Source organism: Streptomyces sp. 3330, from assembly GCF_031456635.1.
Taxonomy (GTDB): domain Bacteria; phylum Actinomycetota; class Actinomycetes; order Streptomycetales; family Streptomycetaceae; genus Streptomyces.
In genome coordinates, this window is record NZ_JAVDVA010000001.1 from 318783 (window position 1) to 334847 (window position 16065).

Here is a 16065-nt window from a genome sequence, read left to right on the forward strand (position 1 = left end):
GGCAGTCTTGTCCCGTGCCCGAACCCGAAACCAGTCACCCCGATCCCGCGGCGCACGCCGTCCACCCCCACCCCGCGACGCTGAAGCGGCTGGAGAAGTCCTCCGGAAGTCTCGCCGCCCAGGCCATCGCGCGGATGGACGAGACACTGTCGTGGTACCGGGCGATGCCCCCGGAGAACCGTTCCTGGATCGGGTTGGTCGCCCAGGCGGGCATCGCCGCCTTCACCGAGTGGTTCCGGCGTCCCGACGCCCCGCAGGCCATCTCCACGGATGTGTTCGGGACCGCGCCGCGTGAGCTGACCCGGGCCATCACCCTGCGCCAGACCGTCGAGATGGTGCGCACCACCATCGAGGTCATGGAGTCCGCGATCGACGAGGTCGCGGCGCCCGGCGACGAGAACGTGCTGCGTGAGGCGCTCCTCGTGTACGCCCGGGAGATCGCCTTCGCCACCGCCCAGGTCTACGCCCAGGCCGCCGAGGCACGCGGCGCCTGGGACGCCCGGCTGGAGTCGCTCGTCGTGAACGCCGTGCTCAGCGGTGAGGCCGACGAGGGCGCGGTGAGCAGGGCCGCGGCCCTCGGGTGGAACGCGCCCGAGCATGTGTGCGTGGTCCTCGGGACCGCGCCCGACGGGGACTCCGAGCTGACCGTCGAGGCGATCCGGCGGGCCGCGCGACACGCCAAGCTCCAGGTCCTCACCGGGGTGCTCGGCTCCCGGCTGGTAGTGATCGCCGGTGGCAGCGACAACCCGCTCGCCGTCGCCAGGTCCCTGATCGGGCCGTTCGCCGCGGGACCCGTGGTGGCCGGACCCGTCGTTCCCGATCTGCTCGCCGCGACCCGGTCCGCACAGGCCGCCGCGGCCGGGCTCAAGGCCGGTTCCGCCTGGCAGGACGCACCCCGTCCGGTCCTGGCGGACGATCTGCTGCCGGAACGCGCGATCGCCGGTGATCCCGGCGCGCGCGAGCAGTTGGTGGAGGAGATCTACAGACCGCTCGAGGAGGCCGGCTCCGCGCTCCTGGAGACGCTCGCCGTCTATCTCGAACAGGCGTCCAGCCTCGAAGGGGCCGCGCGGATGCTCTTCGTTCATCCGAACACCGTGCGCTACCGGCTTCGACGTGTGACTGACGTCACCGGCTGGTCACCCTCCGATGTACGCTCCGCGTTCACGCTCCGGATCGCGCTGATCCTGGGGCGCCTGGTCGACGGCGATCCCCAGACCTAGGCTTTTGTCGGGGCTCCACAAAACCCCCTGCCGTTCTTCGTCCCAGTCCCCACGGGCGGCTTCGGCCGTCCACAAGAGAGAGTGTGAGAGTGCTCGTACTCGTCGCTCCCGGCCAGGGCGCCCAGACGCCCGGCTTCCTGACCCCCTGGCTCGAACTCCCCGGTGCCGCCGCCCGCGTCGCCGCGTGGTCGGACGTCATCGGCCTGGACCTCGCCCACTACGGCACCCAGGCCGACGCGGACGAGATCCGTGACACCTCGGTGGCCCAGCCGCTGCTGGTGGCCGCCGGAATCCTGTCCGCCGCGGCACTCGGCGACCTCGCGCCCGGCGCCGTCGCCGGCCACAGCGTCGGCGAGATCACCGCGGCCACCTTCGCCGGTGTCCTCGACGACACCGCCGCGCTGACCCTCGTCCGCAAGCGCGGCCTGGCCATGGCCGCGGCCGCCGCGATCACCGAGACCGGCATGTCCGCGCTGCTCGGCGGCGACCCCGAGGTCTCCGTAGCGCACCTGGAGAAGCTGGGGCTGACCCCGGCCAACATCAACGGCGCGGGCCAGATCGTCGCCGCGGGCACGCTGGAGCAGCTCGCCGCGCTGAACGAGGACAAGCCCGAGGGCGTCCGCAAGGTCGTCCCGCTGAAGGTCGCCGGCGCCTTCCACACGCGCCACATGGCCCCGGCCGTCGAGACCCTCGCCAAGGCCGCCGTGGAGCTCACCCCGGCCGACCCCAAGGTCCGTTACGTCTCCAACCGCGACGGGCAGTCCGTCGCCACCGGCGCCGAGATCCTGGAGCGGCTGGTCGGCCAGGTCGCCAACCCGGTCCGCTGGGACCTGTGCATGGAGACCTTCAAGGAGCTCGGCGCGACCGCGCTGATCGAGGTCTCCCCCGGCGGCACCCTGGTCGGCCTCGCGAAGCGCGCCCTGCCCGGTGTGAAGACGCTGGCGCTGAAGACCCCCGACGACCTCGACGCCGCTCGCGAGCTCATCGCCGAGCACGGCGTCGCCTGAGGAGCCCTGATGGCGAAGATCAAGCCCAGCAAGGGCTCCCCGTACGCGCGGATCCTCGGGGTCGGCGGCTACCGGCCCGTCCGTGTCGTGCCGAACGAGGTGATCCTCGAGACGATCGACTCGTCCGACGAGTGGATCCGCTCCCGCTCCGGCATCGAGACCCGGCACTGGGCGAACGACGAGGAGACCGTCGCCGCCATGTCGGTGGAGGCGTCGGGCAAGGCCATCGCCGACGCCGGGATCACCGCCCAGCAGATCGGCGCGGTGGTCGTGTCGACCGTCTCGCACTTCAAGCAGACGCCGGCCATCGCCACCGAGATCGCCGACAAGCTCGGCACGGACAAGGCCGCGGCCTTCGACATCTCGGCCGGCTGCGCGGGCTTCGGCTACGGCCTCACGCTCGCCAAGGGCATGATCGTCGAGGGCTCCGCGCAGTACGTCCTCGTGATCGGCGTCGAGCGGCTGTCCGACCTGACCGACCTGGAGGACCGCGCGACGGCCTTCCTGTTCGGCGACGGCGCGGGCGCGGTCGTGGTCGGCCCGTCCGACGAGCCGCACATCGGCCCCACCGTGTGGGGATCCGAGGGCGACAAGTCGGAGACGATCAAACAGACGGTGCCGTGGAACGAGTTCCAGGTCGGCGACGTCTCCAGGCTCCCGCTCGACAGCAAGGGCAACGTCAAGTTCCCGGCGATCACGCAGGAGGGCCAGGCGGTCTTCCGCTGGGCCGTCTTCGAGATGGCGAAGGTCGCCAAGGAGGCGCTGGACGCCGCCGGCATCACCGCCGAGGAACTCGACGTCTTCATCCCGCACCAGGCCAACGAGCGGATCATCGACTCGATGGTGAAGACTCTCAAGCTGCCGGAGTCCGTCATGGTCGCCCGTGACGTGCGCACCACCGGCAACACCTCGGCCGCCTCGATCCCGCTCGCCATGGAGCGGCTCCTGGCGACCGGCGAGGCGAAGAGCGGCGACACCGCGCTCGTCATCGGATTCGGGGCGGGTCTCGTCTACGCCGCCACTGTCGTTACCCTCCCCTAGGCACTCCGTGCCGGATCATCCGTTCCGGCGCGGGACACACCCCATGCCACACCCTGTGGAATATCAAAGAAGGAGCGCCACATGGCCGCCACTCAGGAAGAGATCGTCGCCGGTCTCGCCGACATCGTGAACGAGATCGCCGGCATCCCGGTTGAGGACGTCCAGCTGGACAAGTCCTTCACCGACGACCTGGACGTCGACTCGCTGTCCATGGTCGAGGTCGTCGTCGCCGCCGAGGAGCGCTTCGAGGTCAAGATCCCGGACGAGGACGTCAAGAACCTCAAGACCGTCGGCGACGCGACGAACTACATCCTCAAGAACCAGGCCTGATCCATCGGCCCCCTGGGCTGAACTGCCCCGCCACCCGGCGGTGGCGCCGCTGAATCCTCGCAACGTTGGAGAAAGAATCCGTGAGCCCGACCAATCGCACCGTGGTCGTCACCGGTATCGGCGCAACCACACCGCTGGGTGGCGACGCAGCCTCTACCTGGGAGGGTCTGGTCGCCGGCAAGTCCGGTGTCAAGGTCCTGGAGCATGAGTGGGCGGCCGAGCAGGCCGTCCGTATCGCGGCCCGCGTCGCGGTGGAGCCTCTCGAGGTCCTGCCGCGGCCGCAGGCCCGCAAGCTGGACCGCTCGGCGCAGTTCGCGCTGATCGCGGCCCAGGAAGCCTGGAAGGACGCCGGTTTCGCCGGCAAGGCCGGTGAGGACGGCAGCGAGGGCGACGTCGATCCCGACCGGCTCGGCGCGGTCATCGCCTCCGGCATCGGCGGCGTCACCACCCTGCTCGACCAGTACGACGTGCTCAAGGAGAAGGGCGTCCGCCGCGTCTCCCCGCACACCGTGCCCATGCTGATGCCGAACAGCCCGTCCGCCAACGTGGGTCTGCTCGTGGGCGCCCGCGCGGGCGTGCACACGCCGGTCTCGGCGTGCGCGTCGGGCGCGGAGGCCATCGGCTACGCCATCGAGATGATCCGTACGGGCCGCGCCGACGTCGTGGTCGCCGGCGGCACGGAGGCGGCGATCCACCCGCTGCCCATCGCCGCGTTCGGCAACATGATGGCGATGTCCAAGAACAACGACGACCCGCAGGGCGCCTCGCGTCCCTACGACGTCGCCCGCGACGGTTTCGTCATGGGCGAGGGCGCCGGCGTGATCGTCCTGGAGTCCGCCGAGCACGCCGCGCAGCGCGGCGCCCGGGTGTACGCCGAGGCGGTCGGCCAGGGCATCTCCTCCGACGCCCACGACATCGTGCAGCCGGAGCCCGAGGGCCGCGGCATCGCGCACGCCCTGCAGAACCTGCTGGACAGCACCGACCTCGACCCGGCGGAGATCGTGCACGTCAACGCGCACGCCACCTCGACGCCGGCCGGTGACGTGGCCGAACTGAAGGCCCTGCGCAAGGTGTTCGGTGACGACACCGACCACATGGCGATCTCCGCGACCAAGTCGATGACCGGCCACCTGCTGGGCGGCGCGGGCGGCGTGGAGTCCGTCGCCACGGTCCTCGCGCTGTACAACCGGGTCGCGCCGCCGACCATCAACGTGGAGAACCTCGACCCCGAGGCCGAGGCCAACGCGGACATCGTGCGGGGCGAGGCGCGCAAGCTGCCCGTCGAGGGCCGTATCGCCGCCCTGAACGACTCGTTCGGGTTCGGCGGGCACAACGTGGTGCTGGCCTTCCGCACGGTCTGAGAAGCGCCCCTGGGCAGCCGCCCGTGAACGACGTGAAGGGCCCCACCTGGAGAGGTGGGGCCCTTCACGTCGTCCGGGTCGCGCGCGGCGGTCTCAGACCACCTGGTGCAGCCAGCGCACCGGGGCTCCCTCGCCCGCGTATCTGAACGGTTCCAGTTCGTCGTCCCACGGCTTGCCGAGGAGCTTCGAGAGTTCGGCCTCCAGGTCCGTCTCCCCGCGCCGGCTGCGCAGCAGGGCGGCCCGCAGCCGGTCCTCGGGGATGAGGATGTCGCCGTGGATGCCGGTGACGGCGTGGAAGATGCCCAGGTCGGGCGTGCAGCTGTAGCGCTCGCCCTCGGCGGTGGCGCAGGGCTCCGCGGTGACCTCGAAGCGCAGCAGGTGCCAGCCGCGCAGCGCGGAGGCCAGCTTGGAGGCAGTGCCGGCCTCGCCCTTCCAGGAGAACTCCGAGCGCCAGGTGCCGGGCGCGGCGGGCTGCCGGATCCAGTCGAGGTTGACGCGCGTGCCGAGCACCCCGGCGACGGCCCACTCGACGTGCGGGCACAGCGCGCGCGGCGCGGAGTGCACGTACAGAACTCCACGTGTCGTCACCGGGACCTCCGGGCAGAGCGGGACAGTCTTGCAGGCCGGCATGGCTGCGGTGGCAGGCAGCCGCGTTGATGGCGAGGCTACCGTGCGGCGGCGCAAGGAGTGTGACGTACCGTCGGTCCCAGTGCCGTGAAACACCTCCATTCACTCGGCAGGACGCCTGTACGGGCGTGCGGCGTTCCATCTTGTGGGTGTGATTCGCCGGGAACTCCCGTGCGTTGTCCTAGGGGGGCGTTGTTCGAGGAGCGAGGGGAACACCAGCGGATGCGGAAACGGAACCGGCACGCGCGCGCCGTGCTCGCGTGCACGACGGCGGCCGTCCTGGGCCTGGCCGGCTGTGACGCGCTGGGGGGCGGCGACGGCGAGGGGTCCTCGGGCGCCCGGTCCCGGGAGGCGCGGCCCTCGCCGTCGCCGACCCCGTTGTGGGACTCCAGTCCGTCGTCGGTGGCGGCGGTGGGCGACTCCATCACGCGCGGCTTCGACGCGTGTACGGTGCTCGCGGACTGCCCCGAGGTGTCCTGGGCGACCGGCCGCAGCACCGAGGTGAACAGCCTCGCCGTCCGGCTGCTGGGCGCGGCGAAGGCGGCCACGCACAGCTGGAACTACGCGGCGACCGGGGCGCGGATGGCGGACGTGCCGGCCCAGATGGCGCAGGCGGCGGCCGAGAAACCGCAGTTGGTGACGGTGATGGCGGGGGCGAACGACGCGTGCCGGGAGTCGACGGCGGCGATGACGTCGGTGGCCGACTTCCGCGCGGAGTTCCAGGACGCGCTGAGCACGCTGCGCCGGGCGCTGCCGAAGACGCAGGTGTACGTGACGAGCGTGCCGAACCTGAAGCGGCTGTGGTCGCAGGGGCGGACGAACGTGCTGGGCAAGCAGGTGTGGAAGCTGGGGCTGTGCCCGTCGATGCTGGGCGACGCGGACGCGCTGGACGCGGCGGCGACCGCGCGGCGGGAGACCGTGCAGAAGCGGGTGGAGGACTACAACACGGTGCTGGCGGAGGTCTGCGCGAAGGACCTGCGGTGCCGGTTCGACGGCGGGGCGGTGTACGACTTCAGGTTCGGCACGGACCAGTTGAGCCACTGGGACTGGTTCCACCCGAGCAAGGACGGCCAGGCGCGGCTCGCTGAGCTGGCCTATCAGGGGGTCACCGCGAAGGTCTCGTGATTTAGGGTTTCGCTCATGAGCGAACACTTCGGAACACTTTCCGACGGCACTGAGGTGCACCGCTGGACCCTGGAGCGGGCGGGCACCCGGGTGCGGGTCCTTTCGTACGGCGGGATCGTGCAGTCCGTCGAGGTCCCGGACCGGGACGGGCGCGCGGCGAACGTGGTGCTGGGGTTCGCGGACCTGGAGGGCTATCTCGCGCACCCGGAGCCCTTCCTCGGCGCGCTGATCGGGCGGTACGCCAACCGCATCGCGCACGCCCGCTTCCCGCTGGACGACGTGACGTACGCGCTGGAGCCGAACAACGCGCCGAACTCCCTGCACGGCGGCTCGCGCGGCTTCGACAAGCGGGTGTGGGACGTCCGGCCGGTCGAGCACGGGCTGCGGCTCAGCAGGGTCGCGCCGCACGGCGAGGAGGGCTTCCCGGGCCGCCTCGAGGTCACGGCGACGTACACGCTGGACGCGTCGGGGGCGCTGCGGTTCGTGTACGAGGCGGTCACGGACGCGCCGACGGTGGTGAACCTGACCAACCACAGCTACTTCAGCCTGGGCGGTCCGGGCAGCGGCGGCGCGGGCGGCCACGAACTGCGGCTGGCCGCCTCGCGGTACACGCCGGTGGACGCGGACCTGATCCCGACGGGCGAGCTCGCACCGGTGGCGGACGGCCGCTTCGACTTCCGTTCGGCCCGCAAGGTCGGCTCCGGCTACGACCACAACTTCGTGCTCGACAAGGGCGTCACGGACGCTCCGGTCGAGGTGGCCGAGCTGCACGATCCGGCGTCCGGGCGGGTGCTGACGGTGGCGACCACGGAGCCGGGGCTCCAGCTGTACACCGCGGACCACCTGGGCGAGCCCTTCGAGCCCGGCGAGGGCGTCGCGCTGGAGACCCAGCACTTCCCGGACTCGCCGAACCGGCCGGAGTTCCCGAGCACCGAGCTGCGGCCGGGGGACGTCTACCGGTCGGAGACGGTGTACGGCTTCTCGGTCCGGTAGGGCCGTGGGCGGCCGGCGGGGCGGACGCGGAAGAGGGATGTTGCCCCGGTCCAGGGGTCAGGTCCCGGACCGGGGCTGCCGGTGGGGCGACGAGCGCCGGTTCACACGTTAATCGTCGCCGTGATCCTGCGGTCGGCGATCGAGCGGCCCACCTGGATTTCGTACGAACCTTTCACAAAGGACCACCGGTGGTCCGCCTCGTCCCACACCTCGAAGGCCCGGTCCGGGATCTCCACGGCGACCTCGGCGCTCTCCCCCGGGCCCGCCTCGACGCCGGCGAAGCCGGCCAGCCAGCGGGCCGGACGTTCGGGGGCCGGGGCCGTCCCGGCGGGGGCGAGGTAGACCTGCACCACCTCGCGGCCCGGCCGCGTCCCGCTGTTGCGGATCCGCACGGTGACCGTGGAGCCCGTGACGCCGACCGACTCGTAGGTCCAGTCGGTGTAGCCGAGGCCGTGGCCGAAGGGCAGGACCGGGGTGCGGTGCGCCTTCTCCCAGGCGCGGTAGCCGATGAAGACGCCCTCGGCGTAGGAGAGCGTGCCGTCGGTGGGGGTGACCTCGGTGACGGGGGCGTCGTCGAGGGAGCCCCAGGTGGTGGGGAGCCGTCCGCCGGGTTCGTGGGCCCCCGTCAGGACGTCCGCCAGGGCCGCTCCGCCCTCCTGGCCGGGGAACCAGGTGAGCAGGACGGCCGCGACGTCGTCGAGCCACGGCAGCTCCACCGGGGAGCCCGCGTTGACGACCACGACGGTGTTCGGGTTGGCGGCGGCGACGGCGCGCACCAGGTCGTCCTGCCGGCCGGGGAGGCGGAGGTCCTTGCGGTCGAACCCCTCGGACTCGACGCGTTCGGTGGTGGCGACCACGACGACGGCCGTGTCGGCGGCCCGCGCGGCCTCGGCCGCCTCGGCGATCAGCTCGTCGGGGTCGCGCCGCGGTTCCTGGTGGGCCAGGGCGAAGGCGATGGCCTTGAAGGGGACGCCCTCGGGCAGCGAGAACACATGGGTGAGGGAGACGTCGACCGGTTCGCCGGCCGTCAGCCGGACCTCGGCGCGGGGCACCGGGGCGCCGAAGAACGCCTCGAAGGGGTCGGTGTCGTCGGCGGGCAGCTGGACGTCGTCGTAGTACGTCGTCCCGGCGACGGTGAGGGTGAAGGGGCCCGTGCCCTTGATGCCGAAGGTGTGCGGGCCGCTCTCGCGCGGGGTGAAGGCGCCGGTCAGTTCGACCGTGTGGACGCGGTCGTGGGTGACGCCCTCGGGGAGGTCCGTGCCCATCCACTGGATCCGGCCGTCCGGGGCGGACCGGGTGCCGATGACGGTTCCGGCGGCGTCGCGGCAGACCGCCCGCAGCACGAAGCCCTGGTCGGCGACGGCGAGTTCGGTGGCGGGGTCGGCGCCGACGGCGTAGCCGAGGGCGCCGGCGGGGAGCGCGGCGGTGAGGCCGTCGAGCGGGGAGACCGTGCGGGCCGGGAAGACGGTGGCGGAGCCGCCGCCGAGGACCCGGGCGTCGCGGGCGGCCGCGCCGCTGAGGGCGACGGTGCCGGGCCCGAGCGGCAGCGCGCCGTCCTCGTTGCGGGCCAGGACGAAGGAACGGCGGGCCAGCTCCCGGGCCAGGGCCTCGCCGTCGACGGGCGCGGGCGGCCGGACGACCGCCGGTTCGACGTCCGCGAGGGCGCCGACGCGGGCGGCCAGCCGCAGGACGCGGCGCACGGCCTCGTCGACCTCCCGCTCGGCGAGCCGGCCGTCGCGCACCGCCTGCGCGAGGGCCTCGCCGTAGACGGTCCGCGGCCCGGGCATGGCGAGGTCGAGGCCGCCGCGCAGCGCGCCCACGGTGTCGCGGGCCGCCGCCCAGTCGGAGACGTTGACGCCGTCGAAGCCCCAGGCGCCGCGCAGGACCTCGTTCACGAGGTGGTGGTGCTCGGTCATCGTCGTGCCGTTGACCGCGTTGTAGGCGGTCATGACGCCCCACGGGCGGGCCTTCTCGACGATGGCCTCGAACGGGGCCAGGTACAGCTCGCGCAGGGCGCGTTCGCCGACCAGGTTGTCCACGGTGAAGCGGTCGGTCTCGGCGTCGTTGGCGACGAAGTGCTTGACGGTGGTGCCGACGCCGCCCGACTGGACGCCGTTCACGTAAGCCGCGCCGATCACTCCCGTCAGCCAGGGGTCCTCGCTGTAGGCCTCGAAGTGCCGGCCGCCGAGCGGGGAGCGGTGCAGGTTGACCGTGGGGGCGAGCAGGACGTGGACGCCCTTGCGGCGGGCCTCCTGGGCCAGCAGGACGCCGGCGCGGTGGGCGAGTTCCGGGTCCCAGGTGGCCGCGAGGGCGGTCGGTGAGGGCAGCGCGACGGACGGGTCGTCGGCGCTCCAGCGCACCCCCCGGACGCCTACCGGGCCGTCGGACATGACGAGGGACTCCAGGCCGATCTCCGGCAGCCCGGGCAGCGACCAGGTGTCCTGACCCGCCAGCAGCCGGGCCTTGGCGTCCAGGTCGAGTCTGCCGAGGGCCGCCTCGACGGCCGTCTCCGCTTCCGCCATCGCGGCGCCTCCTCGTTGAAGTTCGCGGACCCTTCCATCCTGCCCGCGGCGACCCGCGGGCCAATCGGAAACGCGCCCGCGACCGAGGGGCGAGGAGGCCGGCGGGCCGGGCTAGGGCGCCGGGACCGCCGCCACCACCTCGACCTCGATCCGCGCCTCGGGGCGGAACAGCCGGGACACCTCGAAGGTCATGCTGGTCGGCGGGGTGCCGGTGAGGAACTCCTGGCGTACGGCGCCGTATTCGGCGAGGCCGTCGATGTCCGTGAGGTAGGTCCGGATGTTGACGATGTCCGCCAGACCCGCCCCGTGCGCCCTCAGCAGGGCGTCGATCGTCTCGAAGACGCCCCGGCTCTGCTCGGCGAGTGTGTCGCCCTCGGCGATCTGCCCCGAGACGAACAGCAGGGCGCTGCCGTCGGCCTGTCGGAGGCGGGCGACCTGGGAGTAGTAGGGGCTCAGGGGCTGGGGTGCGTCCGCGGGGTTGTCCAGGGTGATCTCCATGTCCCGACGCTAGAAGGGGACTTGCGATGCGACAAGCGAATGTCCAGCATGGCTGCCATGCCCGATGCGCATCGCATGGCCCCGCCCGAGCTCTCCTCCGTCTGGCTGCGGGCGTTCCTGGAGGTCGTCCGGCACGGCTCGTTCACCGTTGCCGCGCGGACCCTGGGGTGGACCCAGTCCGCGGTGTCCCGGCAGATCTCCTCGCTGGAGGCGGCGTTGGGCGGCGACCCGCTCTTCGACCGGCTGCCCCGGGGGGTGCGGTTGACGGAGGCCGGGCGGGTGCTGGTGCCGTACGCGGAGTCCGTCGCCGAGGCGCTGCAGGGTGCGCGGCGCGAGCTGGCCGCGCTGCGGGAGGGCACGGCCGGACGGCTGCGGTTCGGGGCGTTCGCGACGGCGGACGCGGCGCTGGTGCCCCGCGCGCTGGCAGCGTTCCGGGAACGCTGCCCGGGGGTGCGGGTCACGAGGGAGGAGGGGCTCACCCCGGCGCTGCTGGAGCGGCTGGAGGCCGGACACCTGGATCTGGCGGTGGTGTCCACGACGGGCCGCGCGCCGCTGGAGCCGTACGCGCTGCGTCATCTCCTGGACGAGTCCCTGTACGTCGCCGTCCCGGCAGGGCACCGCCTCGCGGGACGCGGTGGTCCGGTGCGGCTGGGCGAACTCGCCGACGCCGACTGGGTGTCCGGCTCCGCCCGGCCCGAGGGCACCCTCCTCGACGCGGCGCTGCGGGAGGGTTTCCGGCCGCGGGTGGCGCACGTCGTCGCCGAGTGGACCGCCAAGCAGGGCTATGTCGCCGCGGGGCTCGGCGTCGCCCTGGTGCCGGCCCTCGCCGCCTCGTCCGTACGGCCGGACGTCGTGCTGCTGCCGGTGCTCGACGAGGACGCCCCGGCGCGGGCGGTCTACGCGGCGACCGGACAAGGACGTTCGCTCACCCCGGCGGCGGCTGCGTTCGTCACCGCGCTGCGGGAGGCGGCGACGGCGATCCCCGGCACCATGGCGTAGACCACTCCCGTCACGGGATACTTCCGCCGTCCCACCCCACGCTCTCCCCCACGGCGACGGAAGGACCTCCACCCCGTGCATCCCGCAAACTCCGCGCGCACCCCGCGCGTTCGCGCCGGCGTTCTCGCGCTGGCCCTGTCGGCCGGACTCGCCCTGCCCACCGCGGCCACCGCCACCGCGGCGGCGCCCGGCCTCACGGTCGAGGAACAGCGTCTGACGCAGGCCGTGCCCCAGGAGATCCTCGCCCGGTCCGGGTTCGACACGCCCGGCCCGCGTCTCGCCCGGCTGCTGGAGGCCTCGCACTCCTACGCCCGGGCCCGTCAGGTCGTCAGCCGCGAGGGCGCGGCCCTGTGGCGGCGGGCGGTGGACCGGGTCCAGGGGCGCGGGCCCGCCGGCGGGGACCTCAGCCGGGACGACGACCGGCCGCTGTACTGGGCGCGGCTCGCCATGACGAGCGAAGTGCGCACCTGGCAGCCCGGCTTCACGCTCACCGACAGCCGGCGCAAGGCCCTGCTGGACGTCCTGGAGCGCACCTCGCGCGGACAGACCGACCTGCGCCTCCCCCGGCCCGCCGAGGGGCTCAAGCGCGTGCTGGTCACCGGCTTCGACCCGTTCACCCTGGACCGGGACATCCGGATCTCCAATCCCTCGGGGGCGACCGCGCTGGCCCTCGACGGCACGGTGATCCGGACCGCGGACGGGCCGGCGCGGGTGGAGGCCGCGGTGTTCCCGGTGCGCTGGCAGGACTTCGCGGACCGGACCGTCGAACGCGCCCTGCGGCCGTGTCTGCCGCACGTCGATCTGTTCGCCACCGTGAGCCAGGGCCGCGTCGGCCGCTTCGACGTGGAGCGCACCAACGGGGCCTGGCGCGGCGGCTTCCCCGACAACGACAACATCGGCCGGACCGAGACGGTCCCGGTCGCCGACCCCGCCGCACAGCCGCAGTGGACGACCACGACCCTGCCGTACGCGGCGATCGCGGCGGCGGACACGGGCCGGTTCCCGGTGTACGACAACACGAGCGTCACCGAGATACCGGCGGGCGCCACCGAGCCCGTCGTACGCCCGGACGGGCCGACGGCGGGCTCGACCGCCCGTGCCGGGGGCGGCGGGAACTACCTCTCCAACGAGATCGCCTACCGGGCCACCCTGCTGCGCGACCGGCTGGGACTGCACGACAGCCTGCCCGGCGGGCACGTGCACACGCCGGTCCTGCAGTTCGCGGCGGGCAACACACGGGACGTGACCGACCCGGAGTTCGTGCGCAACCGGCTGGACATCGTCGCCCAGGTACGGGCGATCCTGGCCGTGGCCGTGGCCGTGGCGGCCGGGCGATAGGCGCGCGCGGCCGTCGGCGCCCGGGTCAGTGCGAGGGCGCCAGCGCCAGGCTGACGCCCAGGCCCGCCAGGGCCGAGCCGATGACCTTGTTGAGGACCTTCTGGCCGCGCAGCATCAGCGTGCGCATGCGGTCGTGGGAGAAGAAGACGGCGACCACGCCGAACCACAGCAGATGCGCCAGGGACATGAACAGGCCGTAGCCGAGCTGCTGCCGGAGCGCCGTGCCGGGGCTGACGACCTGGGAGAACGTGGAGACGACGAAGAGGGTCGTCTTCGGGTTGAGGACGTTGGTCAGGAACCCCGCGCGCAGGGCCGCGAGCGGGGTCAGCTCCGTCTTGCCGGTGAGATCGACCTCGACCTCGCCCCGGGTGCGGAAGGTGCGGACGCCGATGTAGATCAGGTACGCCGCGCCGGTCAGCTTGATGAGGGTGAAGAGGACCGTGGACGACGCGATCAGCAGGCCCACGCCCAGCATCGTGTACGTGACGTGGACGAGGACGCCCGCGGCGACCCCGGTCGCCGCGAGCAGCCCGGTACGGCGGCCGTAGAGGTAGCTGTTGCGGACGATCATCGCGAAGTCGGCGCCGGGGGCGACGACGGCCAGCACGGTGATGAGGGCGACGGCGAGCAGCTCGGTCATGAGGCGGCGTTCTCCTCCTTCGGGGCGCCGGCCCCGTCGGCGCCGTCACCCTCGGAGATCTCCTCGCCGAGCAGTTCACGGGCCAGCAGGGTGGCACCCGCGACCGCGCCGGGCATCAGGAACACCGCGACGACCGGCACCAGGAACGCCAGCCCCAGGGGGGTGCCGAAGCCCCAGACGAGGGTCTTGCGGGAGCGGAGCAGGGCGAGCCGGGCCCGCAGGTCGACGCCCCGGCGCTGGAGGGCGACGGAGACCAGTTCCTGGGTGAGGAAGAAGCCGGTGACGAAGAAGCCGATCACCGGGACCACCGTCTGGCCCACGACCGGGATGAACCCTAGGGCGAACAGCAGCACCGCCCACAGCAGCGCGCGGCACAGGATGCGGAGGCTGTCGCGGGCGGAGATCCACAGTTCGCGCCAGAGCGGCAGGCCGGACTCGGGGGCCGTGCCGTCGGGCGAGACGTCCCGGTCGACCCTCTCGGAGAGGCTCTCGTAGAACGGCTGCCCGATGAGCAGGGTGACCGCGGTGAAGGTGAGAACGGCGAGCAGCAGGCCGAGGGCGAACAGCACGACGACGAGGAAGCCGCGGAACAGTCCGCGCCAGGGGCTCGTCCAGTCGTCGGCGAACGGTGTCGACCATCCGACGAAGTCCTCGCCCCACACCGCGAGCGCCACCAGGGCCGCCGCGTAGAGGACAAGGGTGATCAGTCCGGGAACGAGCCCGAACCCGTACTGCTTGCCGTGCCGGGCCACCCACCGCTGGCCTTTCAGGAGGTACGTGAACCCCACCCCAAGATCGCGCATGGCCGCACTCTATCGGTCGTGCACATTTCACGGCTGCGGGCGACGGACCCCGCGCGGCCCGCCCGTGGCGGCCCCTGTAGGCCATCCGGGGCACCGGTGACACCAACACCTGCTCGGCGCAGTTGAGTCGAACGGGTACACCTCGCCGTACCGATCTGCAGAGGCAACGGTCTCGGCAGGTCCGGACAGGTTTTTCGGTGCGACGGCGTGATATGGGGAGAGGCCGGGCCTGAAGGACTTGTCGGCACACGCGAGCAGTGGGCTGGTTGAGGAGAGCGGATGACTCGATTGACTGATCCGACGAGGGAGATCCACGGCACGGTCGCCGACGGATTCGAAGCGGTGCGGGAGGCGTTCGCCGCGTTCGTGGCGGAGGAACGGCCCGACTACGAGGGCCAGTTGTGCGCCCATGTGCACGGTCGGCGGGTGGTCGACCTGTGGGTGCCCGGCGACGGCGCCGGGCCCGACTCGCTCTACGGCGTCTACTCGTCCACCAAGGGCGCCGCCCACCTGGTGGTCGCGCTCCTGGTCCAGGAGGGCACCCTGGAGCTGGACCGGAAAGTCACCTACTACTGGCCGGAGTTCGCGGCCGAGGGCAAGGGCGCGCTGACCCTGCGCGAGCTGCTCGCGCACCGGGCCGGGGTGGTCGGCACGGACACCGGGTTCTCGCCCCGGGAGCTGGCCGACGACCGGCAGATCGCCGAACGCCTGGCCGACCAGCGGCCGTTCTGGCGCCCGGGCACCGCCTTCGGCTACCACGGGCTGGTCATCGGGGCGCTCACCGGCGAGGTCGTGCGCCGGGCCACGGGCCGCACGCTCCAGGAGGTGTACGAGGAGCGGGTGCGCGTCCCGTACGGGCTGGACTTCTTCCTGGGGCTGCCCGCGGCGCACGAGCCGCGGTTCCGCACCGCGCAGCCGATGGCGCCCACCGTCGAACAGCGGGCGCTGCTGGACTCGCTGCCGGGCGGGCCGCACACGCTCGCCGCCGTCGCCTTCAACCGGCACACCGCCGAACCGACCGATCTGGAACTCCTGCCGAACGATCCCCTGATCCGGGCCAAGGGGCCGGCCTCGGTGGGCGGGGTGGCCTCGGCACGCGGACTGGCCGGGCTGTACGCGGCGGCGGTCAGCGAGGTCGGCGGGAAGGCGCCGCTGCTGAAGGAGGACACGGCGGCCGAGTTCGGACAGCTGCACTCGGTGGGCTACGACGTGGTGACGCGTTCGCACAAGTCGTACGGGCTGGGCTTCCAGGCGACCGCCGACACCTGGCACCCGTTCCTCGGCGCCGGGGCGTTCGGGCACAGCGGCGCGGGCGGCTGCCAGGCCTTCGCGGATCCGCGCAGCGGGCTCGCCTACGGCTACACGCGGCGCCGGTGCGCCTTCCCGGGCGGGTCCGCCCCGGAGAACGACCGGCTGGCGGCGGCGGTGCACCGGGCGGCCCTGGCCGCCGGCTAGCTCCGGCGCGGGAGCCGACGCGCGCGAAGGCCGCACCCCACGTCCGGGGATGCGGCCTTCGCCGTACGCGACGACCGGCGGACTTCCGGCGTCAGGAGTCCGGTGC

The 16065-nt window shown here is 72.9% G+C and carries 15 protein-coding genes; 10 read left to right on the plus strand and 5 right to left on the minus strand.

What is annotated here, in order from left to right; all coding sequences use genetic code 11:
• Positions 1-14: 14 nt before the first annotated feature.
• The 5 genes from J2X68_RS01460 to fabF all read left to right on the plus strand — a co-directional run bounded on the left by J2X68_RS01460 (position 15) and on the right by fabF (position 4959).
• Positions 15-1220: a CdaR family transcriptional regulator gene (locus J2X68_RS01460; RefSeq protein ID WP_189917345.1), complete on the plus strand. Its 1206-nt coding sequence runs from the start codon at positions 15-17 to the stop codon at positions 1218-1220.
• An 89-nt stretch (positions 1221-1309) separates the two neighbouring features.
• On the plus strand, positions 1310-2227 hold the full coding sequence (locus J2X68_RS01465; protein ID WP_310430896.1) for an ACP S-malonyltransferase: 918 nt from the start codon (positions 1310-1312) through the stop codon (positions 2225-2227).
• Between the two features lie 9 nt (positions 2228-2236).
• Positions 2237-3268 (plus strand): ketoacyl-ACP synthase III, encoded by a 1032-nt coding sequence (locus J2X68_RS01470; protein WP_310430545.1) that lies wholly within the window; start codon positions 2237-2239, stop codon positions 3266-3268.
• A gap of 81 nt (positions 3269-3349) precedes the next feature.
• Entirely contained in the window at positions 3350-3598 is a 249-nt protein-coding gene (locus tag J2X68_RS01475) for an acyl carrier protein (RefSeq protein ID WP_020126931.1), read from the plus strand.
• 80 nt (positions 3599-3678) lie between these two features.
• Complete coding sequence (gene fabF, locus J2X68_RS01480; protein ID WP_310430546.1) at positions 3679-4959, plus strand: beta-ketoacyl-ACP synthase II; 1281 nt, start codon at positions 3679-3681, stop codon at positions 4957-4959.
• A 93-nt stretch (positions 4960-5052) separates the two neighbouring features.
• Here fabF and J2X68_RS01485 read toward each other — a convergent pair whose 3' ends face one another.
• Entirely contained in the window at positions 5053-5547 is a 495-nt protein-coding gene (locus J2X68_RS01485) for a DUF3145 domain-containing protein (protein ID WP_310430547.1), read from the minus strand.
• A 261-nt stretch (positions 5548-5808) separates the two neighbouring features.
• On the opposite strand from J2X68_RS01485, the gene J2X68_RS01490 reads away from it, so the two are divergent.
• Positions 5809-6711: an SGNH/GDSL hydrolase family protein gene (locus J2X68_RS01490; RefSeq protein WP_310430548.1), complete on the plus strand. Its 903-nt coding sequence runs from the start codon at positions 5809-5811 to the stop codon at positions 6709-6711.
• Positions 6712-6726: 15 nt separating this feature from the next.
• The gene (locus J2X68_RS01495; RefSeq protein ID WP_310430549.1) at positions 6727-7704 is read left to right on the plus strand and encodes an aldose epimerase family protein; all 978 of its coding nucleotides are present in this window, start codon (positions 6727-6729) and stop codon (positions 7702-7704) included.
• Positions 7705-7805: 101 nt separating this feature from the next.
• Here J2X68_RS01495 and J2X68_RS01500 read toward each other — a convergent pair whose 3' ends face one another.
• Both J2X68_RS01500 and J2X68_RS01505 read right to left on the minus strand, forming a co-directional pair.
• A complete protein-coding gene (locus J2X68_RS01500; protein ID WP_310430550.1) occupies positions 7806-10226 on the minus strand; it encodes a glycoside hydrolase family 3 C-terminal domain-containing protein in 2421 nt (806 codons plus the stop codon).
• 111 nt (positions 10227-10337) lie between these two features.
• Positions 10338-10724 (minus strand): RidA family protein, encoded by a 387-nt coding sequence (locus tag J2X68_RS01505; protein ID WP_310430551.1) that lies wholly within the window; start codon positions 10722-10724, stop codon positions 10338-10340.
• Positions 10725-10772: 48 nt separating this feature from the next.
• On the opposite strand from J2X68_RS01505, the gene J2X68_RS01510 reads away from it, so the two are divergent.
• Together J2X68_RS01510 and J2X68_RS01515 are read left to right on the plus strand one after the other, a co-directional pair.
• Positions 10773-11723: a LysR family transcriptional regulator gene (locus J2X68_RS01510; RefSeq protein ID WP_399039200.1), complete on the plus strand. Its 951-nt coding sequence runs from the start codon at positions 10773-10775 to the stop codon at positions 11721-11723.
• A 75-nt stretch (positions 11724-11798) separates the two neighbouring features.
• Positions 11799-13061: a pyroglutamyl peptidase gene (locus J2X68_RS01515; protein WP_310430553.1), complete on the plus strand. Its 1263-nt coding sequence runs from the start codon at positions 11799-11801 to the stop codon at positions 13059-13061.
• Between the two features lie 25 nt (positions 13062-13086).
• On the opposite strand, the gene J2X68_RS01520 is transcribed toward J2X68_RS01515, so the two are convergent.
• Complete coding sequence (locus J2X68_RS01520) at positions 13087-13701, minus strand: LysE family transporter (protein ID WP_310430554.1); 615 nt, start codon at positions 13699-13701, stop codon at positions 13087-13089.
• A complete protein-coding gene (locus J2X68_RS01525; RefSeq protein ID WP_310430555.1) occupies positions 13698-14504 on the minus strand; it encodes an EI24 domain-containing protein in 807 nt (268 codons plus the stop codon). The genes J2X68_RS01520 and J2X68_RS01525 overlap by 4 nt, the downstream gene beginning before the upstream one ends.
• Positions 14505-14783: 279 nt before the next feature.
• On the opposite strand from J2X68_RS01525, the gene J2X68_RS01530 reads away from it, so the two are divergent.
• A complete protein-coding gene (locus tag J2X68_RS01530; protein WP_310430556.1) occupies positions 14784-15959 on the plus strand; it encodes a serine hydrolase domain-containing protein in 1176 nt (391 codons plus the stop codon).
• Positions 15960-16065: the final 106 nt, after the last annotated feature.

What these genes read in the sequence shown, in the direction of transcription:
- J2X68_RS01470 (WP_310430545.1), top strand. Translation starts at nt 2,237, where the DNA reads ATGGCGAAGATCAAGCCCAGCAAGGGCTCCCCGTACGCGCGGATCCTC.
- J2X68_RS01475 (WP_020126931.1), top strand. Translation starts at nt 3,350, where the DNA reads ATGGCCGCCACTCAGGAAGAGATCGTCGCCGGTCTCGCCGACATCGTG.
- J2X68_RS01490 (WP_310430548.1), top strand. Translation starts at nt 5,809, where the DNA reads ATGCGGAAACGGAACCGGCACGCGCGCGCCGTGCTCGCGTGCACGACG.
- J2X68_RS01495 (WP_310430549.1), top strand. Translation starts at nt 6,727, where the DNA reads ATGAGCGAACACTTCGGAACACTTTCCGACGGCACTGAGGTGCACCGC.
- J2X68_RS01500 (WP_310430550.1), bottom strand. Translation starts at nt 10,226, where the DNA reads ATGGCGGAAGCGGAGACGGCCGTCGAGGCGGCCCTCGGCAGACTCGAC.
- J2X68_RS01505 (WP_310430551.1), bottom strand. Translation starts at nt 10,724, where the DNA reads ATGGAGATCACCCTGGACAACCCCGCGGACGCACCCCAGCCCCTGAGC.
- J2X68_RS01510 (WP_399039200.1), top strand. Translation starts at nt 10,773, where the DNA reads ATGGCTGCCATGCCCGATGCGCATCGCATGGCCCCGCCCGAGCTCTCC.
- J2X68_RS01520 (WP_310430554.1), bottom strand. Translation starts at nt 13,701, where the DNA reads ATGACCGAGCTGCTCGCCGTCGCCCTCATCACCGTGCTGGCCGTCGTC.
- J2X68_RS01525 (WP_310430555.1), bottom strand. Translation starts at nt 14,504, where the DNA reads ATGCGCGATCTTGGGGTGGGGTTCACGTACCTCCTGAAAGGCCAGCGG.
- J2X68_RS01530 (WP_310430556.1), top strand. Translation starts at nt 14,784, where the DNA reads ATGACTCGATTGACTGATCCGACGAGGGAGATCCACGGCACGGTCGCC.